This window comes from Streptomyces sp. NPDC041124 (assembly GCF_055592385.1).
Window position 1 is genome coordinate 859,661 of record NZ_JBVIYR010000001.1, and the last position, 20,119, is coordinate 879,779.

The 20,119-nt window shown below is 72.3% G+C and carries 17 protein-coding genes and 1 pseudogene; 7 read left to right on the forward strand and 11 right to left on the reverse strand.

Going from position 1 to position 20,119, the window contains the following annotated elements; all coding sequences use genetic code 11:
- Nucleotides 1-150 precede the first annotated feature (150 nt).
- The 8 genes and pseudogenes from ACZ6A9_RS04075 to ACZ6A9_RS04110 form a co-directional block, all read right to left on the reverse strand.
- Nucleotides 151-858, reverse strand: a complete 708-nt coding sequence (locus tag ACZ6A9_RS04075; RefSeq protein ID WP_468977686.1) for an AAA family ATPase — start codon at nt 856-858, stop codon at nt 151-153.
- Between the two features lie 71 nt (nt 859-929).
- Nucleotides 930-2,201, reverse strand: coding sequence for an ArgE/DapE family deacylase (locus ACZ6A9_RS04080; protein ID WP_468977693.1), 1,272 nt, complete (start codon nt 2,199-2,201; stop codon nt 930-932).
- 197 nt (nt 2,202-2,398) lie between these two features.
- Entirely contained in the window at nt 2,399-3,796 is a 1,398-nt protein-coding gene (locus tag ACZ6A9_RS04085; protein WP_468977970.1) for a HAMP domain-containing sensor histidine kinase, read from the reverse strand.
- Between the two features lie 93 nt (nt 3,797-3,889).
- Nucleotides 3,890-4,615, reverse strand: coding sequence for a response regulator transcription factor (locus tag ACZ6A9_RS04090; RefSeq protein WP_468977699.1), 726 nt, complete (start codon nt 4,613-4,615; stop codon nt 3,890-3,892).
- A gap of 73 nt (nt 4,616-4,688) precedes the next feature.
- Nucleotides 4,689-5,300 carry an FMN reductase gene (locus ACZ6A9_RS04095; protein ID WP_468977705.1) on the reverse strand — a complete coding sequence of 204 codons (612 nt, stop codon included), beginning with the start codon at nt 5,298-5,300 and terminating at the stop codon, nt 4,689-4,691.
- Nucleotides 5,297-6,391 carry an LLM class flavin-dependent oxidoreductase gene (locus ACZ6A9_RS04100; protein WP_468977711.1) on the reverse strand — a complete coding sequence of 365 codons (1,095 nt, stop codon included), beginning with the start codon at nt 6,389-6,391 and terminating at the stop codon, nt 5,297-5,299. Before ACZ6A9_RS04100 ends, ACZ6A9_RS04095 begins: the two co-directional genes overlap by 4 nt.
- A 174-nt stretch (nt 6,392-6,565) precedes the next feature.
- Nucleotides 6,566-6,862, reverse strand: a pseudogene (locus ACZ6A9_RS04105) (zinc-binding dehydrogenase); the annotation flags it as partial.
- Between the two features lie 123 nt (nt 6,863-6,985).
- Entirely contained in the window at nt 6,986-7,462 is a 477-nt protein-coding gene (locus tag ACZ6A9_RS04110) for a MarR family winged helix-turn-helix transcriptional regulator (protein WP_468977719.1), read from the reverse strand.
- Between the two features lie 105 nt (nt 7,463-7,567).
- Here ACZ6A9_RS04110 and ACZ6A9_RS04115 point away from each other — a divergent pair, with 105 nt between their 5' ends.
- The 3 genes from ACZ6A9_RS04115 to ACZ6A9_RS04125 all read left to right on the forward strand — a co-directional run bounded on the left by ACZ6A9_RS04115 (nt 7,568) and on the right by ACZ6A9_RS04125 (nt 9,757).
- Nucleotides 7,568-7,903 carry a YnfA family protein gene (locus tag ACZ6A9_RS04115; RefSeq protein WP_468977726.1) on the forward strand — a complete coding sequence of 112 codons (336 nt, stop codon included), beginning with the start codon at nt 7,568-7,570 and terminating at the stop codon, nt 7,901-7,903.
- A 65-nt stretch (nt 7,904-7,968) separates the two neighbouring features.
- Complete coding sequence (locus ACZ6A9_RS04120; protein ID WP_468977733.1) at nt 7,969-8,745, forward strand: SDR family NAD(P)-dependent oxidoreductase; 777 nt, start codon at nt 7,969-7,971, stop codon at nt 8,743-8,745.
- A 175-nt stretch (nt 8,746-8,920) separates the two neighbouring features.
- On the forward strand, nt 8,921-9,757 hold the full coding sequence (locus tag ACZ6A9_RS04125; protein WP_468977737.1) for an LAGLIDADG family homing endonuclease: 837 nt from the start codon (nt 8,921-8,923) through the stop codon (nt 9,755-9,757).
- A gap of 42 nt (nt 9,758-9,799) precedes the next feature.
- On the opposite strand, the gene ACZ6A9_RS04130 is transcribed toward ACZ6A9_RS04125, so the two are convergent.
- Complete coding sequence (locus ACZ6A9_RS04130) at nt 9,800-10,993, reverse strand: RtcB family protein (protein ID WP_468977973.1); 1,194 nt, start codon at nt 10,991-10,993, stop codon at nt 9,800-9,802.
- A gap of 217 nt (nt 10,994-11,210) precedes the next feature.
- Here ACZ6A9_RS04130 and ACZ6A9_RS04135 point away from each other — a divergent pair, with 217 nt between their 5' ends.
- The 3 genes from ACZ6A9_RS04135 (at nt 11,211) to ACZ6A9_RS04145 (ending at nt 14,446) form a co-directional block, all read left to right on the forward strand.
- Nucleotides 11,211-12,035, forward strand: coding sequence for a DUF3558 domain-containing protein (locus tag ACZ6A9_RS04135; protein ID WP_468977743.1), 825 nt, complete (start codon nt 11,211-11,213; stop codon nt 12,033-12,035).
- 118 nt (nt 12,036-12,153) lie between these two features.
- Complete coding sequence (locus ACZ6A9_RS04140) at nt 12,154-12,996, forward strand: DUF3558 family protein (RefSeq protein WP_468977750.1); 843 nt, start codon at nt 12,154-12,156, stop codon at nt 12,994-12,996.
- Between the two features lie 88 nt (nt 12,997-13,084).
- Nucleotides 13,085-14,446 carry a DUF2637 domain-containing protein gene (locus ACZ6A9_RS04145; RefSeq protein ID WP_468977756.1) on the forward strand — a complete coding sequence of 454 codons (1,362 nt, stop codon included), beginning with the start codon at nt 13,085-13,087 and terminating at the stop codon, nt 14,444-14,446.
- An 80-nt stretch (nt 14,447-14,526) separates the two neighbouring features.
- Here the strand turns inward: ACZ6A9_RS04145 and lysS are convergent, their stop codons facing one another.
- Nucleotides 14,527-16,266, reverse strand: coding sequence for a lysine--tRNA ligase (lysS, locus tag ACZ6A9_RS04150; protein ID WP_468977761.1), 1,740 nt, complete (start codon nt 16,264-16,266; stop codon nt 14,527-14,529).
- A 248-nt stretch (nt 16,267-16,514) separates the two neighbouring features.
- Between lysS and argS the strand changes: the two genes are divergently transcribed.
- Nucleotides 16,515-18,263 carry an arginine--tRNA ligase gene (gene argS, locus ACZ6A9_RS04155; protein WP_468977766.1) on the forward strand — a complete coding sequence of 583 codons (1,749 nt, stop codon included), beginning with the start codon at nt 16,515-16,517 and terminating at the stop codon, nt 18,261-18,263.
- A gap of 42 nt (nt 18,264-18,305) precedes the next feature.
- Here the strand turns inward: argS and ACZ6A9_RS04160 are convergent, their stop codons facing one another.
- Nucleotides 18,306-20,015: a helix-turn-helix domain-containing protein gene (locus ACZ6A9_RS04160; RefSeq protein WP_468977773.1), complete on the reverse strand. Its 1,710-nt coding sequence runs from the start codon at nt 20,013-20,015 to the stop codon at nt 18,306-18,308.
- Nucleotides 20,016-20,119: the final 104 nt, after the last annotated feature.

Genomic DNA, 20,119 nt, shown 5'->3' on the forward strand with positions numbered 1-20,119 from the left:
CGACCGTCTCCCTGCCGCATCCGCTGCTCGCTGCCACGCTCGTCCACACTCCTTCTCGGTCCTGGACCGTACTGTCCTGGCCCTGTCACCTCAGGAGAGCCGCCGCCCCGGGCCGGATAACGGAAAGCGGGGAACCATCCCGAGGGGGCCTCATTCCAGTACGTGCCGCAGGTAGGCGCCCGGGTCGGCCAGGTAGCGGCGCCAGTGGTCGACCAGGGCGAGGTGGTCCCAGGTGGTGCGGCGCATGCCGTGGTCGCCGACCTCGACGATGTCCGCGCCGGGGAGCGCGGTCAGCAGGGGCGAGTGGGTGGCGCAGATCACCTGTGCGCCGGCACGGGTCAGCTGGTCGATGTGACCGATCAGTTCGAGGCAGGAGGAGAAGGAAAGGGCCGCTTCCGGCTCGTCCAGCACATACAGGCCGGGGCGCAGGAACTTGCCGCGGAACGCGGCGAGGAAGCCCTCGCCGTGGCTGCGCGCGTCGGGGTCGAGCCCTTCCCGGCCGAGGGCGTCCAGGGCCGTCTCGGCACGCAGGAAGAAGCCCTGGCGGGCGGACCAGGAGGCCATCATCCGGCGGCCCCCGGGGGCGGCGTCGAAGCGGATGCGTTCACCGAGGACGGACTTGGTGCGGTGGCTGGCGTAGCGCCACTCGTGGGAGCCGCCCCAGGGGTCCAGGCCGAAGCCCTCGGCGAGGGCCTCGACGAGGGTGGACTTGCCCGAGCCGTTCTCCCCGACGACGAAAGTCACCGGAGCGGTGAACCGCAGTCCGTCGCCGAGGAGTTCACGCACACAGGGGACCGACCAGGGCCACTCCCCCTCGTCGCGGGAGCCCTGGTGTGCGTACGCACGTTCGATGATCACGGGCCCGAGTGTCCCATGGGGGCGGGCCCGGGGTCAGGTGTCCACGCGGAACGCCGTCGGTGTCCCGCCCCTCACTTCGTGCCGACGGTCCGCAGCACCGTCAGCACCAGCGCCCGCGCCACCCGCACCGTCTCGCGCAGGGAGACGTGCTCGCGTGCGCTGTGGGCGACCGCGATGTCCCCGGGGCCGTACTGCAGCGTCGGGATGCCCGCCCCGGTGTAGTGCCGCAGGTCGCTGCCGTAGGTGGCCCCGCGCAGCCTCGGCCGGGAGCCGCCGCCGTCCGTCGCCTCGGCGTGCGCGGTCCCGACCGTGTCCGCGAGGGCGTGCCCCTCGGGCAGCCGGCCGCTCGCGAACTGTCCGCCCGGCCAGCTCACCGTCGCCGGGTGGTCCCGCAGCCAGGGGTCGGCGGCGCACGCCTCGGCCACGCACCGCTCCAGCGCGGCCCGCGCCCGCGCCGGGTCCTCGCCGAGCCGTACCCCGAACCGGCCCTCGGCGACCAGCAGATCGGGCACGCTGCTCGCCCAGTCCCCGGCCCGCAGCGTGCCCACGGACAGGCCGTAGGGGATCGGGTACTCGGCGAGCAGCGGGTCCGGGTCACGGTTCCGCTCGGTCTCCAGCGCGACCAGCGCCCGGTGCAGCGGCAGGTACGCGTCGACGGCGCTCACGCCCTGCTCCCGCGCACTGCCGTGCGCCGCCTTTCCGGGCACGGAGAGGCGGAAGGTCAGCGCGCCCGCGTTGGCGGTGATCAGGGTGCCCGCGGTGGGCTCCGCTATGACGCACGCGTCGCCGCCGTGACCACGCCGCAGGGTGCCGAAGGCACCGATGCCGCCGTCCTCCTCGCCGACCACGAAGTGCGCGGCGACCCGGCCGCGCAGCCGTGTCCCGGACGTGCGTATCGCGGCCAGCGCGGCGAGGTGCGCCGCGAGCCCCGCCTTCATGTCGCACGCCCCGCGCCCGTGCACCAGGTCCCCGGTCACCCGGGGCGCGAACGGATCCCCGTCCCACGCCCCGAGGTCACCCGGCGGTACGACGTCGACGTGGCCCTGGAGGATGAGCGTCGGCCCGTCGCCACCGTCGGGGGTGGTGCCGACCAGCCCCCACGCCTCGTCCCGGGGCGCCTCGGTGCCCGGGAAGTCCGGGTCGGCGCGGAGTGCGGGCAGGTCCAGCGGCCACAGGTCGACATCGAGGCCGAGCCACTCCAGCCGCCCGGCCAGCTGGTGCTGGAGTTCCGACTCGGCGGCGCTCCCCGTCACGCTCGGCACCGCGATCAGCTCCAGCAGCGTCCGCCCCAGCGCCTCCTCGTCGACCGCCGCCAGCGCGGCCGCCTCGGCATCCGTCAGCATGTGTCGCCCTCCCCTCGCACGGGGACGACGTCCGACCGCCCCCCATGCATACCTGCGCAGCCGGAGCACCCGCTACGCCTGCCGCACCACTGCCCGCGGGTGCGGATGCCGATGCGGAAGGGGACGTCGATGCGGAAGGTGACGTCGATGCGGAAGCGACCGCCGTCGCCGTCGCGGCACGGCTGCCCCCGGACCGCTCACGGCCCCGGCCCGGCCCCCGCCCCACCGCCCACCGTGAAGCCGGTGACCGTCCCGCCACCCTCGCGGTGGTGGGCGTACGGGGCGCCGCCGTGGGCGAGGGCCACCTCGCGGACGATGGACAGGCCGAGCCCCGACCCGGGCAGGGACCGGGCGTCGGCGGCCCGGTAGAAGCGGTCGAACACGCGGGTCAGGTCGTCCTCGGCGATCCCCGGCCCCCGGTCGCGCACCTCGACGCGCACCGTGCCCGGACGGGCCGGGCCCGAGACCCGGATCTCGACCGGCGAGCGGCCCTCCCGGTCGAACTTGACCGCGTTCTCGACCAGGTTGGACAGCGCCCGCGTCAGCATCACCGGCCGTCCGTGGGTCGTGGTGTCGCCGCTCGCGCCGACCACGATCTCCCGCCCGGTGCGCCGCCGGGCCAGTCCCGCCACGTCCTCGGCGATGTCCGCGAGGTCGACCCGCTGCGGCGGCTCGGTGGAGGACTGCCCGGCCGCCAGCTCGACCAGCTCGTTGACGAGGTCGGTCAGTTCGCGGGCCTCCTGGGTGAGATCGGCGACGAGTTCCTCACGGGTGCCGGGCGGCAGCTCGTCGATGCGGCGCAGCAGCGAGATGTTGGTGCGCAGCGAGGTGAGCGGGGTGCGCAGTTCGTGCCCGGCGTCCTGCACCAGCCGGCGCTGGTCCTCCTCGGACTGGGCCAGCCGGCCCAGCATCCGGTCGAAGGCGCGGCCGAGGCGCCCCACCTCGTCGTTGCCGGCGACGGGCACCTGGATGCCGAGGCGCCGGGTGCGGGCGACGACCTCGGCGGCGTCGGTCAGGACGACGAGGCGGCGGGTGATGCGGCGGGCCAGCCACCAGCCGAACAGCCCGGCGGCGACCACGACCGCCGCCATCAGGACGAGCGTGCGCCGCTGGAGGGCGCGCAGCAGGTCCTCGGTGTCGCTGAACTCCTGCGCCACCTGCACCGCGCCCCGCTCACCGCCCAGCGAGACGGTCGCCACCCGGTAGACGTCGTCGCCGACGTCGACGCCCGCGTGCACGACCACCCGTCCCGCCGCGGCGGCCCCGGCGATCCGGCGGTCGGCGTCGACGACCGGCAGCCCGGGGTCGCCCGGGTCGAAGACGCTGCCGTCGGGGCCGAGCACCTGGACGTCGGTCCGCGCGGGCCGCACCAGGTCGTGGCCGGGCGCGGCGGAGGAGAAGTCGAGCGGTGTCATCCGGTTGTCCCGGACCTCGCTCCGCAGGTCCTGCACGACCTCGTCGAACACGGACTGCTGGTCCACCCGCACCAGCCGGGCCGCGGCGTTGTACGACAGGATGCCGACCAGCACGGTGACGGTGGCGGTGACCGCCGCGAACGCCACCGCGAACGTCGTCCCCAGCGACAGCAGCCGCAGCCTCCTGCGCGGAACGGGCCCCGGCGTCCCGTGCGCGCGGCCGTCCGTCCCGTACGCGCGGCCGTCCGTCCCGTACGCGCCGTCCACGGGCACTCAGCCCTCCCGCAGCACGTAACCCACCCCGCGCACCGTGTGGATCAGCTGGGGCGCGCCGGGCTCGTCGAGTTTGCGGCGCAGGTAGCCGACGTAGACGGCGAGGTTCTTGGAGCCGGGGCCGAAGTCGTAGCCCCAGATGCGGTCGTAGATCGTGGCGTGTTCGAGGACGACGCCCGCGTGGCGGATCAGCAGCTCCAGCAGCTCGAACTCGGTGCGGGTCAGTTCCAGCTCCCGCCCGCCCCGCCAGGCCCGGCGAGCCTGCGGGTCCATGCGCAGCCCGGCCGCCTCGACGAACCGTCGGGAGGGCCCCGGCCTCGGCTCCGGTACGGGCTCCGGTGCGGGCGCCGGCGGGGCGGGCGCCGCGCGGCGCAGCAGGGCGCGCAGCCGGGCGAAGACCTCCTCGACGTCGAACGGCTTGACGACGTAGTCGTCGGCGCCCGCGTCCAGTCCCGCGATCCGGTCGGCGGTCTCCACCAGCGCGGTCAGCATCAGCACCGGCGTGCGGTCGCCCTCGGCGCGCAGCACCCGGCACACCTGCAGCCCGTCGATGCCGGGCATCATCACGTCCAGCACCAGGACGTCGGGCCGGCTGCGGTGGACCTGCGCGAGGGCCTCGACCCCGTCGGCGACGGCCGTGACCCGGTAGCCCTCCAGGGTCAGGGCGCGCTCCAGCGCGTTGCGGATGGCGCGGTCGTCTTCGGCGAGCAGAACGGTGTGCGGCACGCGCCCAGTGTGCCAACCGCCCACGTGCCGCGGCCCCGGTGGAGGGCACCGGGGCCGGCTTCTTACTCGTATCTCACCCGGCGGGCCGCAGCGCCGCCAGACGCTCCTCGAAGGGGGTGACCTCCTCGAAGGAGTCCCGCCGGGGCTGCGGGCGGGTGGCGGCCAGACCCGCTGTCAGCCCGGCCAGCTCGCCGGCCGCCCGCTCGATGCGCCCGTCCAGGCCCTCCGCGCCCCAGTCCTCGGAGGCCGCGTAGACGCCGGTCGGGACGACGACGGCCCGCAGGTAGGAGAAGAGCGGACGCAGCGCGTGGTCCAGCACCAGCGAGTGCCGGGCGCTGCCGCCGGTCGCGGCGATCAGCACCGGCTTCCCGGCGAGGGCGTCGGGGTCGGTGACGCTCAGCGCGTCGAAGAACGACTTGAACAGCCCGCTGTACGACGCCGAGAACACCGGGGTGACCACGATCAGCCCGTCGGCGCCCGTCACCGCGTCGAACGCGTCGGACAGCGCCCCGCCGGGGAAGCCGCTGGTGAAGGTGTGCGCGATCTCCACGGCGAGGTCGCGCAGCTCGATCACCCGGACCTCCGCGTCCCCGGCCGCCGGGGCGGCGGCCGCGGCCAGCCGGTCACCGAGCAGCCGTGTGGAGGACGGCACGCTCAGTCCGGCCGATACGACGACGAGCCTCATGCCCGTGCTCCTTCCTTCCGCCGGGCGGTGGCCAGCAGCGAACTGTGGGTCGGCGCGTCCGGCACGTCCGCCGGACGGTTCTTGGCGAACTCCTCGCGCAGTACCGGCACGACCTCCTCGCCGAGCAGGTCGAGCTGTTCCAGCACGGTCTTCAGCGGCAGGCCGGCGTGGTCCATCAGGAACAGCTGGCGCTGGTAGTCACCGGCGTAGTCGCGGAACGCCAGCGTCTTCTCGATGACCTGCTGCGGGGAGCCGACGGTCAGCGGGGTCTGCGCGGTGAACTCCTCCAGCGAGGGCCCGTGCCCGTAGACCGGCGCGACGTCGAAGTAGGGGCGGAACTCGCGCACCGCGTCCTGCGAGTTCTTCCGCATGAACACCTGGCCGCCGAGGCCGACGATCGCCTGCTCGGGCGTGCCGTGCCCGTAGTGGGCGTACCGGTTGCGGTACAGCTCGATCATGCGCCTGGTGTGGTCGGCCGGCCAGAAGATGTTGTTGTGGAAGAAGCCGTCGCCGTAGTACGCGGCCTGCTCGGCGATCTCCGGCGAGCGGATGGAGCCGTGCCAGACGAACGGCGGCACGTCGTCCAGCGGGCGGGGCGTGGAGGTGAAGCCCTGCAGCGGGGTGCGGAACGTGCCCTCCCAGTCGACGACGTCCTCGCGCCACAGGCGGTGCAGCAGGGCGTAGTTCTCGATCGCGAGGTTGATGCCCTGGCGGATGTCCTTGCCGAACCAGGGATAGACCGGGCCGGTGTTGCCGCGGCCCATCATGAGGTCCATCCGGCCGTCGGCCAGGTGCTGGAGCATCGCGAAGTCCTCGGCGATCTTCACCGGGTCGTTGGTGGTGATCAGGGTGGTCGAGGTGGAGAGGACGAGCTTCTCCGTGCGGGCCGCGATGTAGCCGAGCATGGTGGTGGGCGAGGACGGCACGAACGGCGGGTTGTGGTGCTCGCCGGTGGCGAAGACGTCCAGGCCCACCTCCTCGGCCTTCAGCGCGATGGCGACCATGGCCTTGATGCGCTCACGCTCGGTCGGCGTGCGCCCCGTGGTCGGGTCGGGAGTGACATCCCCGACCGAGAAGATCCCGAACTGCATGCCCGCTCACCCTCCAGATTGTTGACGGTTCAACTATACCCCTGGAACGACACCCCGCCCCTCGCTATTCCCCCGCACCGAGCGCCCCCGTCCCCGACGCGGAGCGCCCCCGCCCCCGATGCCGACGCCGAGCGCCCCCGCCACCCCCGACACCGGGTACCCCCGACGGCGCTCCTACGGCACCAGCACCAGCCGCCCCCGCGCCCCGCCCTCCGCCAGTCGCACGTGCGCCTTCACCGCGTCGGCCAGCGCATACGTGCCCCCGACCCGCGGCGTCAGCACCCCCTCGTCCACCAGCCGCACCAGCTCCGCCAGCCGCGCCCCGTCGGGGACCACCTCGACGGCGGCCACCCGCACCCCGCACCCGCCCGCCGGCTCCGCCCGCGGGATCAAACCGGCGTACGCACCCCCGTCCCGCACCCACGCCGGCGCCCGCTCGCCGGGCACCGCCGCGTCCAGTACGGCGTCGAAGCACCCCGCCTCCGCCTCGCCGCCCGTGCAGCGCGCGGCACCGCACTCGGCGGCCGGCCACCTGTCAGCTGCGTCAACAACGCTTCAGGTCCATACAGCCAGGCGGCCGACCGGACCGCCGCCCTACCCGGCCTCCCCGGCCCGCAGCCGCGCCGCCTGCCGCGCACCGTAGTCCGTCGTGCGCCTCAGGTGATCGATGAACAGGGCGAGCTCGGAGTCGTCCAGGTCGTCGAAGAACGCGACCCAGCCGCCCCCGAGGCGCTCCCACACCCGCTCGAACTCCGCGGCCTTCTCCGGTACCGGCGCCACCAGCACCAGGCGCCGGTCCGCCGCGTCCCGTTCCCGGGCCACATAGCCCGCCCGCTCCAGCCGGTCCACCAGCCGCGTCGCCGACCCGGTCGTCAGCCCCGTCAGCTCCGCGATCCTCCCGGTCGTCACCGGACCGCCCTCCAGCGTCAGGAGGTTCAGACACTGCAGGTCCGTGGGATGCAGCCCCAGATGGTCGGCGAGCGCCTGGTTGAACAACGCCTGCGACGCCATGTACCGCCGGGACACCACGGCCAGCTCCGCCATCAGCCGCGGCCGCGCGCTCACCGGCATGCCCGTACCTCCCCGTCCGTCGGATGTACCGCATGTATCCCCGCCGCGGCCCCCACCAGGCGCCCTCCAACAGGTGACACGCGCCCCGCGTGCGAAGCTGCCGACATGCTGATCCTCCGCTCCGCCGCCCTGTTCGTCCTCGCCGCGCTGCTGGAGATCGGCGGCGCGTGGCTGGTCTGGCAGGGCGTACGGGAGAACCGCGGCTGGATGTGGGCGGCCGGCGGCGTCCTCGCCCTCGGCGCCTACGGCTTCGTCGCGACCTTCCAGCCCGACGCCCACTTCGGCCGCGTCCTCGCCGCCTACGGCGGCATCTTCGTCGCCGGCTCGATCCTGTGGGGCGTGGTCGCCGACGGCTACCGCCCGGACCGCTGGGACATCACCGGCGCCCTGGTCTGCCTCGCGGGCATGGCCGTGATCATGTACGCCCCGCGCAACGGCTGACCCCCCGCCCATCACCCCCGCTTATGCTGACCGGGCACGGCCCCGACCGCCCGAGGAGCAGCCCCATGGCCACCGCCGCACCGCCCGCCGCGTCCCGTATCGCCGTCGTCACGGGCGCGAGCAGCGGAATCGGCGCCGCCACGGCACGCCGGCTCGCCGCGGCCGGCTACCGCGTCGTCCTCACCGCCCGCCGCAAGGACCGCATCGAGGCCCTCGCCGAGGAGATCACCGCCGCCGGCCACGCCGCCACGGCCTACCCCCTCGACGTCACCGACCGCGCGGCCGTCGACGAGTTCGCCACCGCCTTCAAGACCATCGGCGTCCTCGTCAACAACGCCGGCGGCGCGCTCGGCCTCGACCCGGTCGCCACCGGTGACCCGGACGACTGGCGCACCATGTACGAGACCAACGTCCTCGGCACCCTCCACCTCACCCAGGCCCTGCTCCCCAAGCTGGACGCGAGCGGTGACGGCACGGTCGTGGTCGTCTCCTCCACCGCCGCCCACTCCACCTACGAGGGCGGCGCGGGCTACGTCGCCGCCAAGCACGGCGCCCACGTCCTCGCCGAGACCCTCCGCCTGGAGATCGTCGGCCGCCCGGTCCGCGTCATCGAGATCGCGCCCGGCATGGTCAGGACGGAGGAGTTCGCCCTCACCCGCTTCGGCGGCGACACCGAGCGGGCCGAGAAGGTCTACCAGGGCGTGCCCGACCCCCTCACGGCGGACGACGTCGCCGACACCATCACCTGGGCGGTGACCCGCCCTCCCCACGTCAACATCGACCTCCTGGTCGTCCGCCCCCGCGCCCAGGCGTCCAACTCCAAGGTGCACCGGGAGGCGTGACGTCGGCCCCGGGAACCGACCCGAACAAGTCCGGTAACCCGCAGGGGTGAACGCCATCGATCACCCGGCCGGGGCAGAAACATTCGATCTAGGTTGAACGCCGAGTCAAGGAACGGCCCTCGGCCAGGACTGCCGTCCGGGCCGGGGGCCTCACCGTCAGGAAGGCACCACTTCCATGGTCGAACAGGGCCTCAGCGCGCCCGCCCGCCGTTTCATGGATCTCGAAGACCCCGATTATGCCTACATGTTCGGCTTCCTCCAGGCCGATGGCCACCTGCACCAGGGCACGGGGCAGAAGGGACGCCTGTCGGTCGAGATCAACGCGCGGGACGTGCACATCCTCCATGAATTCCAGCGCCTGACCCCGTATCACAGCTCCATCAGAGAGCGGGTCCGCGCCACGAACTTCACCGAACAGCACCGCTCGGCCATCTGGACCGTGTGTTCCCTCGAAGCCCGTACCACCGTCAATGAACTGGGTATCCCGTACGGCAAGAAGTCACTGCTCATCCGGCCACCCAACGTCGACTTCCGCCACCGCGACTACATCCGGGGAATCATCGACGCCGACGGTTCTCTCGGCTGGACGGCCGAGGGATTCCCGTACTTCTCCCTGACGTCGGCCAGCACCGATCTCGCCGCGTACGTGATCCGCTTCGCGAAGGAGATCACGGGCGCGGAGCGCACCCTCCGCCGCAACACCCGTGACCAGGTCTACGTCCTCACCTACTTCAAGGAGCAGGCACAGCGGCTCGCCGAGCACCTCTACTACCCCGGCAGCCTCTCTCTGGACCACAAGAGGGCCAACGCTGCTTCGATTCAGAGCTGGACCCGGCCCGCCGACATGAGGATCGCCCCTCCCCGCCGCCGGTGGACCCCGGAGGACGACCACGAACTGCTCCGGCTCGGCGATCCGACGGCCGCGGCCGCCGTCCTCGGCCGCACCCGGCAAAGCTGCTTCATGCGCTTGTGGCGCCTCCGCACCGGCCAGGTGATGACGCCCGCCGTCTGACACAGGAATCGAGGGCGCCGCCGGCCCGGCGCCACACCGACCTCAGCCCTTCACACAAATGACCTGCTTGAGCTTGGCCACGACCTCCACGAGGTCCCTCTGCTGCTCGATCACCTTCTCGATCGGCTTGTACGCGCCCGGGATCTCGTCCACGACACCGGAGTCCTTGCGGCACTCCACGCCCCGCGTCTGCTCCTCCAGGTCCCACGTCGTGAAGCGCTTCTTGGCCGCGTTCCGGCTCATCTTCCGGCCGGCGCCGTGCGAGGCCGAGTTGAACGAGGCCGCATTCCCGAGACCCTTCACGATGTACGAACCGGTGCCCATCGAGCCCGGGATGATCCCGAACTCCCCCGAGCCGGCCCGAATCGCGCCCTTACGGGTCACCAGGAGGTCCATCCCCTCGTACCGCTCCTCCGCCACGTAGTTGTGGTGGCAGGAGATCACCGGGTCGAAGGTGACCTTCGCCTTCCTGAACTCCTTGCGGACGACCTCCTGGAAGAGTGCCATCATGATCGCGCGGTTGTACTTCGCGTACTCCTGTGCCCAGAAGAGGTCGTGCCGATAGGCCGCCATCTGCGGGGTGTCAGCGACGAAGACCGCGAGGTCCCGGTCGACGAGCCCCTGATTGTGGGGCAGCTTCTGGGCCACGCCGATGTGGTGCTCGGCGAGCTCCTTGCCGATATTGCGGGACCCGGAGTGGAGCATGAGCCAGACAGAACCGGATGTATCGACGCAAAGCTCCACGAAATGGTTGCCCTGGCCTAGGGTGCCCATCTGCAACGCCGCCCGAACGCGCCGGAACTTCACCGCATCCGCCACCCCGTCGAACCGCGACCAGAAGTAGTCCCAGCCCCCGGTCGGGAACCGGTACAGCCGCGCCGGGTCGACCTCCTCGCGGTGCATGCCCCGCCCGACCGGGATCGCCTGTTCGATCTTCGACCGGACGCGGGACAGGTCACCCGGCAAGTCGTCGGCCGTCAGAGAAGTCCTCACCGCGGACATACCACAGCCGATGTCCACGCCGACCGCCGCCGGGCACACCGCATCCCTCATGGCGATCACCGAGCCCACCGTCGCGCCCTTGCCGTAATGCACGTCCGGCATGACCGCCAGACCCATGACCCACGGCAGCGTCGCCACGTTCCGCAGCTGCTGCATAGCGCCGCCCTCCACCGTCGCCGGATCGGCCCACATCCGGATCGGCACCTTCGCGCCCGGCATCTCGACGTACGACATAACGCCCTCATTCCCCCGGAAGACAAACAGAAGTCCGTGAAGCGCAATACCGGTGCCAAGGTCGACGAAAAGGGATGACGGACCGGCGTCCACGGCAGTGCGTGCGATACACATTGTCTGTGAAGGGCGCCCCCCTGCGGCAAGCGATTAACCAGCGGGGACACTGGGAGGGCCCGGCGGGCACCGGCCCGCCCCCACCGTCGAGAGGAGCCCGGCCGTGCAGCGGAGGGCGTACGTACCCGGCGTCGCCGCGCTCCTGGCGGCCGTGCTGGCCGGCTGCACCGGCAGCTCGGACGACGGCGGACCGTCGGACAACTCCAACCCGGGCACCGCCGGTTCGGCCTCCCCGGCGGCCCAGCCCGGCCGGTACGCCACACTGCCCGAGCCGTGCGGCGTGGTCGACCCCAGGACGCTCGGCGAACTCCTGCCCGGCATCGGGGAGATGGCCGACGAGACCAGGCGCGAGAAGGCGTACGGGGGCGAGGCGACGCTCACCTACGACACCGACCGCAAGGTGGGCTGCCGTTGGAAGGTGGAGTCGGCCGAGGCCACCAACCACCTGCTGGTCGACTTCGAACGGGTCGTCTCCTACGACAACGCGGTCAGCGACGACGCCCAGGCCGAGGAGCTCTTCGCGACCAGGCAGTCGGCGGCCGAACTGCCCGAGCCGGTGGTGACGACGACGGGCTCCCCCTCACCCTCCACGTCCGCCTCCCCCTCCGCGTCCTCCTCCACCGGCCCGTCCGCGGACGCCGGTTCGTCCCCGCCCTCGTCCGCCTCGCCCTCCGTCGCCCCGACCGACCTCCAGCCCCGTCTGCTGGAGGACCTCGGCGACGAGGCGTTCCTCGACGACGAGCTCGACAGCGCCGGTTCGACCGCCCAGCAGCGCACGGTGACTGTGGCGTTCCGCACGTCCAACGTGGTGGTGACCGTCGAGTACGCGGAGCAGCCGATGACCGTGGGCGCGGTCCCGGACAGCAAGGAAATGCAGGACAGGGCACGGAAACTGGCCGCGGAGCTGGCCGAGTCGCTGGGCGGCTGAACCTCGTTCACACCCTCGTCACCGCCCGGCGCGAAGCAGGCGAAGAAGGACCGCAGGGGTGACTCAGCGCGTACCGTGACCCCTCGGACCCGATCCGACCGCAGGGAACACGAGCGTCATGAGTGAAGGAACCATGCAGCGACGAGCACAGCGAGAGCAGCAGTCCGGTCAGAGAGTGAAGCGTCTTCGCCGCGTCCTTGTCTGCGCGGCTGCCGTCCCGGTGATGCTGGGCGCCGCCGGCTGCTCCTCGGACTCCGGCTCCGACGACGGCAAGGACAAGGTATCCGGGGCGTCCGCCTCGAAGTCCGCGAGCCCTTCGCCGACGGTGCAGGCGGCGGCGTACAAGACGCTTCCCGAGGCGTGCGGGGTGCTGTCGAAGAAGACCCTGGAGGACCTGGCCCCTCAGGCGAAGTCCGGCAAGGAGGGCGGTTCGGACGACGTCTCGACCCGTGCCAGCTGCTCCTGGAACAGCCTGGACAACAACGGGGTGAAGGGGTCGCAGTTCCGCTGGCTGAACGTGTCGTTGCTGCGTTTCGACTCCGACACCACCCGGGGTGCGGGCGACAAGCTGGCCAAGGAGTACTACGCCAAGCAGGTGCGGGACGCCCAGGCGACCGAGGGCGCGCAGGGCACGAAGGCGGAGCCGGTCGCCGGGACCGGTGACGAGGCCACCGCGGTGCGTTACGACCTGAAGAAGAAGGAAGGCACCTTCAAGCAGCAGACGGTGGTGGTCCGCGTGGAGAACGTGGTCGTCACCCTCGACTACAACGGTGCCGGTCTGGCCGGGGACAAGGCTCCGGCCGCCGACGATCTGATGAAGGACGCCCAGAAGGCGGCCAAGGAGGCCGTGACGTCGGTCACCAAGGCCAACGGCCCCGGTGGGGACGCCGGTTCGCCGTCGAAGTCCGCGTCCCAGGCGCCGTCCGCCTCCGCCTCGGGGGCCGCTTCCGACAAGGGCTGAGCCCTCCGGAGGAGAACCGGCCACCCGTCTCCCGCACACATGTGCCACTCTGTTGCGCGCAACAACACGCACTGGGAGGGGAGTACGGGTGGCCGCGCCCATTCAGCTGACACGGACGCACCGGGTTCTCATCGGCGTGGTCGTCTTCGGTGCCGTGATCATCGCCGGGATCGGCTTCGCCGGTTCGTACGCGGCGGTGCGGGAACTGGCCCTGCAGAAGGGCTTCGGGAACTTCAGTTACGTCTTCCCGATCGGCATCGACGCCGGTATCTGCGTCCTGCTGGCGCTGGACCTGCTGCTGACCTGGATCCGCATCCCCTTCCCGCTGCTGCGGCAGACGGCGTGGCTGCTGACGGCGGCGACGATCGCCTTCAACGGCGCGGCGGCGTGGCCCGACCCGCTCGGTGTGGGCATGCACGGGGTGATCCCCATCCTGTTCGTCGTCTCGGTGGAGGCGGCGCGGCACGCGATCGGCCGGATCGCCGACATCACCGCCGACAAGCACATGGAGGGCGTCCGGCTGACCCGCTGGATGCTGTCGCCGGTGCCGACGTTCCTGCTGTGGCGGCGGATGAAGCTGTGGGAGCTGCGTTCCTACGAGCAGGTGATCAAGCTGGAGCAGGAGCGGCTGGTCTACCAGGCCCGTCTGCGTTCGCGCTTCGGGCGCTCCTGGCGTCGCAAGGCCCCGGTGGAGTCCCTGATGCCGCTGCGGCTCGCCAAGTACGGCGTCCCCCTGGCCGAGACGGCCCCGGCGGGCCTCGCGGCGGCGGGCATAGAGCCCGCGCTCATCCCCCCGGCCCCGGAGGTCCGGGAGATATCCGCCGCTCCCCGCCCCGAGGTCACCGCCGGCCATGCCGTGGAAGCGGCCCCGGGCGGGGCACGGACGGGCGACGGTGGTGCCCCCCGGGCGGTGCAGGCGCCGGCGGAGGCGTCTCCCGGCGAGCAGCGCCCGGAGAGCCGGGGCGATCGGGGCCCCGGCTTCCCGGAGGGCACCGGCCAGGACCAGAACCAGTGGCTGCACGCCCGTGATCCCCGCACGGTCGAGTACCACGGCGGCTACGACCCCACCTACGACCCGGACGAGGAGTACGCCCGCTGGTACGCCGAGCAGCAGCAGGCCGAGCAGTACCAGGACCAGTACCAGGAGGAGCCCCCGCTCCGGGAGCCGTCTCCGGAGGAGACCGGCAGCTTCCCCATCCCCGTCGTCCCCGGCGGCCGCACCCGCGAGCTCGGTGAGGGCGGCGGCACCCCGGTCACCGACCCGGACGAGGAGGCGTACTACCAGGTGTTCCGTCAGTCGATCGACGGCAGCTACCCGACTCCCCGCGTCCTCGGCGACAACATCGAGGCGACCTACGGCACGACGCTGAGCCCGAGCGCGCTGAAGGCCCTCGCCGAGCGCTTCCAGGCGCGCCACGGGGCGGAGATGGAAGAGGACCACATCGCGTAGCCGTGGCGGCGGACCGCCAACGGCGGAGGGGCCCGCGATGCCGACGGCATCGCGGGCCCCTCCGCCCTTACGGCTGGCGTCTACTCCCCGAGGAGGGCCCGCACCCGCTCCTGCCCGACGGCGAGCAGCAGCGTGGGCAGCCGGGGGCCCGTGTCCCGCCCCACCAGCAGGTGGTACAGCAGCGCGAAGAACGACCGCTGGGCGGTCTTGATCTCCGGCGGCAGCTCCTTGGGCGTGGCGTCGGCGGAGAAGCCCGCCTGGACCTTGGGCACTCCGTAGACGAGGTGGGTGAGCCCGTCCAGGGACCAGTTGTCGGCGAGTCCGTCGAGCAGCAGCCGCAGCGACTGCTGTCCCTGCTCGTCGAGCGACTTCAGCAGCTCGGCGTCGGGCTCGGCGCGGACGATGGTGCGCTGATCGGCGGGGACGTGGGTGTTGACCCACGCCTCGGCCTTGTCGTACCGGGGCCGGGCCTCGTCGAGGGAGCCGAGCGGGTTCGACGGGTCCAGGTCGCTGAGGATGCGCAGCGCCTGGTCCTCGTGGCCGCCGGTGATGTCGGCGACCGAGGCGAGCGTGCGGTAGGGCAGCGGCCGGGTCGTCCTTGGCAGTTCGCCGCTCGCGGTGCGTACCGCGCGGGAGTGCGCGGCGACGTCGGCGGGCAGGGCGCTGCCGTCGGCGACCTTGGCGTCGAGGCGGTCCCACTCGTCGTAGAGCCGCTGGATCTCCTGGTCGAAGGCGATCTTGAAGGACTGGTTGGGCCGGCGGCGGGCGTACAGCCAGCGCAGCAGCTGCGGCTCCATGATCTTCAGCGCGTCGCCCGGGACGGGCACCCCGCCCTTCGACGAGGACATCTTCGCCATGCCGCTGATGCCGACGAACGCGTACATCGGCCCGATGGGCCGCTCGCCGCCGAAGATGCCGACGATCTGCCCGCCGACCTGGAACGACGAGCCGGGGGACGAGTGGTCGACCCCGCTGGGCTCGAAGATCACGCCCTCGTACGCCCACCGCATGGGCCAGTCGACCTTCCAGACCAGCTTGCCGCGGTTGAACTCGTTCAGCCGGACCGTCTCCGAGAAGCCGCACACCGTGCAGGCGTAGGTCAGTTCGGTGGAGTCGTCGTCGTAGGAGGTGACGGTGGTGAAGTCCTTCTCGCAATTGCCGCAGTACGGCTTGTACGGGAAGTACCCGGCCGAACCCGAGCTGCCGTCGTCCTCGGCGGCGGCGCCGGAGCCCTCGGCGGCCTCCAGCTCGGCCTCGTCGACGGGCTTCTGCTGCTTCTTCGCCGGTGCCTTCTTGGTGCGGTACTGGTCGAGGATCGCGTCGATGTCACCGCGGTGCTTCATGGCGTGCAGGATCCGCTCGCGGTAGGCACCGGAGGTGTACTGCTCCGTCTGGCTGATCCCGTCGAACTCCACGCCCATCGCGGCCAGCGACTCGACCATGGCGGCCTTGAAGTGCTCGGCCCAGTTCGGGTGGGCGGAGCCCTCGGGCGCGGGGACGGAGGTCAGCGGCTTGCCGATGTGCTCGGACCACGACTCGTCGACTCCGGGGACCCCGGCCGGGACCTTGCGGTACCGGTCGTAGTCGTCCCAGGAGATCAGGTGCCGGACCTGGTGGCCGCGGCGGCGGATCTCGTCGGCTACGAGGTGGGGGGTCATGACCTCGCGGAGGTTGCCCAGGTGGATCGGGCCGGAGGGGGAGAGGCCGGACGCGACGACGACGGGTTTGCCCGGGGCCCGGCGCTCCGACTCCTCGATGACCTCATCCGCGAAACGGGAGACCCAGTCGGTGGTCTCGGTGCTCTGAGCCACGATCGGCACGTCCTTCTTTCTGCTGGAGCAGCCGGCACGGTCGCACGGCTGACCGCTCCATTCTCCCAGTAACGGCGGCGACGGCGAAAACGCCTTTTCACCGGCTCGTCCAGGGGCGCGGGCCGTGCCGGTGTGCGGCTCCGCGGGGCGCGGGCGCGGCCGGCTCCCACCGCTCCGCGGCCGAGAAAACCGCTTTACCCCTCATGGGATACTGACCGTGTCTATCTGAACCCACGAGGAGAACGGCACCCACCCTTATGGCCTCGGTCACACCGCTCACCGATCTCGTCAACCAGCAGCTCGCATCCGCCCTCTCGGTCACCCAGCCGGAGGCGGACCCGCTGCTGCGACGAAGCGACCGGGCGGACTTCCAGGCCAACGGCATCCTCGCGCTGGCCAAGAAGGCGAAGGCGAACCCGCGGGAGCTGGCCGCCGAGGTCGTGGCGCGCATCACCACCGGTGAGCTGATCGAGGACGTCGAGGTCTCCGGCCCCGGCTTCCTCAACATCACCGTCGCCGACCGGGCGATCACCGCGAACCTCGCCGCGCGGCTCGCGGACGGTGAGCGCCTCGGCGTGCCGCTGAAGGCGGACGCGGGCGTCACGGTCGTCGACTACGCCCAGCCGAACGTGGCGAAGGAGATGCACGTCGGCCACCTGCGGTCGGCGGTCATCGGCGACGCGCTGCGCGCCATGCTCGACTTCACCGGCGAGAAGACGATCGGCCGGCACCACATCGGCGACTGGGGCACCCAGTTCGGCATGCTCATCCAGTACCTGTTCGAGCACCCGGGCGAGCTGGCCCCCGCGGCCGACGTCGACGGCGAGCAGGCCATGAGCAATCTGAACCGCGTCTACAAGGCCTCGCGTGCGCTCTTCGACGCGGACGAGGAGTTCAAGGAGCGGGCCCGGGGGCGGGTCGTCGCCCTCCAGTCCGGTGACAAGGAGACGCTCGAACTGTGGCAGCAGTTCGTGGACGAGTCGAAGGTGTACTTCTACTCCGTCTTCGAGAAGCTCGACATGGAGATCCGCGACGAGGAGATCGTCGGGGAGTCCGCGTACAACGAGGGCATGCCCGAGACGGCCCGGCTCCTGGAGGAGATGGGCGTCGCGGAGCGCTCCGAGGGCGCGCTGGTGGTGTTCTTCGACGACATCCGCGGCAAGGACGACCAGCGGGTCCCGCTGATCGTGCAGAAGGCCGACGGCGGCTTCGGCTACGCGGCCTCCGACCTGACGGCGATCCGCAACCGGGTCGTCGACCTGCACGCCACCACGCTGCTCTACGTCGTCGACGTGCGTCAGTCGCTGCACTTCCGGATGGTCTTCGAGACGGCCCGCAGGGCCGGCTGGCTGAACGACGGCGTCACCGCGCACAACATGGGCTACGGCACGGTGCTCGGCGCGGACGGCAAGCCGTTCAAGACGCGTGAGGGCGAGACGGTACGTCTGGAGGACCTGCTGGACGAGGCGGTGCAGCGGGCCGCGGAGGTCGTCCGGGAGAAGGCCCGGGACCTCACCGAGGACGAGATCCGGGAGCGGGCCGCGCAGGTCGGCATCGGGGCCGTGAAGTACGCGGACCTGTCGACGTCGCCGAACCGCGACTACAAGTTCGACCTGGACCAGATGGTCTCGCTCAACGGCGACACCTCCGTCTACCTCCAGTACGCCTACGCCCGTATCCAGTCCATCCTGCGCAAGGCCGGCGAGGTCCGCCCCGCCGCCCACCCGGAGCTGGAGCTGCACGAGGCGGAGCGCGCGCTGGGCCTGCACCTGGACGCGTTCGGCGACACGGTCTTCGAGGCGGCCGCGGAGTACGCGCCGCACAAGCTGGCCGCGTACCTGTACCAGTTGGCGTCGCTGTACACGTCCTTCTACGACAAGTGCCCGGTGCTGAAGGCCGATTCGCCGGAGCAGGTGGCCAACCGCCTCTTCCTGTGCGACCTCACGGCCCGCACGCTCCACCGGGGTATGGCGCTGCTGGGCATCCGGACGCCCGAGCGGCTCTGACCGTCCGAGGACGCACCGGGTGAGCCCGGAGGGCACGACCGGCTACCAGGTCGTGCCCTCCGGCACCCACTCCTCGCCGCCGAGCGGGAACTCGTACGCCGGGCGTCCGTTGTTGCCGCTGGTGCGGAAGGGGCGGCCCTTGTCGTCCACGGTGAGGGTGCCGCTGCGGGAGCCGCTGGACCACTTCAGCTCCAGGTACCAGCTCACGTCGTAGGCGGAGGCGTCGGCGGTGATGTAGTAGACCTCGGGGTCCGACTCGCTCACCGAGAACGGGAAGTTCCGCTGCCCGGCCTCCGGGGTGACGACGGGACGTGCGGCGTCGAGGGCGACGGTGAAGGACCGGGTGGGCACGTTGCCGCCGCAGCCCACACCGGGGTAGCCCATCGCGAAGTCGTTCCAGGCGAGCGGCGACCGCTTGCCCGCCACCCGCACGGCCAGCCCCTCCACGACCACCGTCTCCTCCCCGGTCCCCTGGACGGTGAGCCGCACGAACTGCTCCCCCGACGAGACGGCCCCGAACGAGCTGACCCACGCCGTCGCGTCCGGCTCCTCGGGCGGCGGTTTCACCTCGCCCGCCGGTCTGTTGATCAGATACCGCTGCGAGCAGGGGCTCTGCCACGCGTACGGTTCGGTCCGCACGGTCAGCGGCACGGCACTCCCGTCACTGTCACCCGTCGGGGCGGCGGAGGCCGTGGCCGGGGTGCGTGGTGTCTCCCTGGTCTTCGCGGAGGGGGACGCCGAGGACGAGACGGAAGCGGTGGCGGAGGCGGAGGCGGAGGGTGACGCGGCGGCGTCCTTGTTCCCGCCCGCCCCGGCGGCGCCGAGGGTCGCGGATGCCGCCGGGTCCTTCCGGTCGCCACCGCCCGCGTCGCCCCCGTCCGGCAGACCCAGGGCGAGCGTGACCCCGCCGAGCACGGCGGCCACGGCGATCCCCGCGAGGACGGCGGTACGGGTGCGGCGGGTGCGGGTGCGGGTGCGGGGGCGGGCCTCACCGGCGCCGGTGACCTGCGGGATCCCGGCCTGCCCGGTCTCCGCCCGCGGGTTCCCCGCTTCCGGCGTCCCGGCTTCCGGGCTTCCGTCTCCCGGCGCCCCGACACGGCGCGCACCGTCTTCCGGCACCCCGGCACCCGGAGTCCCCGCTCCCGGGGACTCCTCGTCCGCGGCCCCGGCACGGGGCGCCCCGACGTTCGGAGCCCCGCCTTCCGAGGCCCCGTCTCCCGCGGCGCAGGCATGGGACGTCCCGGCCTCCCGGAGCCCCGCCTCCCGATGCTCCGTCTCCCGGGTCTCCGCGGTCTCCGCCTGCGGGTCCTCGGGCTCGGCCCGTCCCGCCGCCGACCGCCCAGCCGCCGGGAGGCTGTCGCCGTGCCCCTCCCGGACGCCCGCGTCCGCCGCCGGCTCCCCGGGCCGTACCGGTTCCCCGAAGCGTGCCGGGTCCCCGGGCCGCGCCGGTCCCCCGGCAGATGCCGAGGGGCCCGGGCCCACCGCGCCCCCGGCGGACGCCGTCCCCTTCCTCCCCCGCAACGCGTCGGCGAGCACCCACCGGCGGTGCAGCTCGACCAGCTCCCCGGGGCCCGCCTTGCACAGCCGGGCCAGCCGTTCCACCGGGGCGTAGTCCGCCGGCACGGCGTCCCCGTTGCAGTACCGGTGCAGCGTCGACGTGCTCATGTGGAGCCGTCTGGCGAGCACCCCGTAGCTCAGCCCCGACCGCTCCTTCAACTGCCGCAGCAGCGCCGCGAACTGCGCCGCAGGCATGTCCTCCGACACCGTGACTCCCTCCCCCGCGTCCCATTCCACCGTTCCAGGGGACGGTCGTTTCCCCTGGTCACAACGGTGTGGGCGTTCCAGCGTCCCGGATC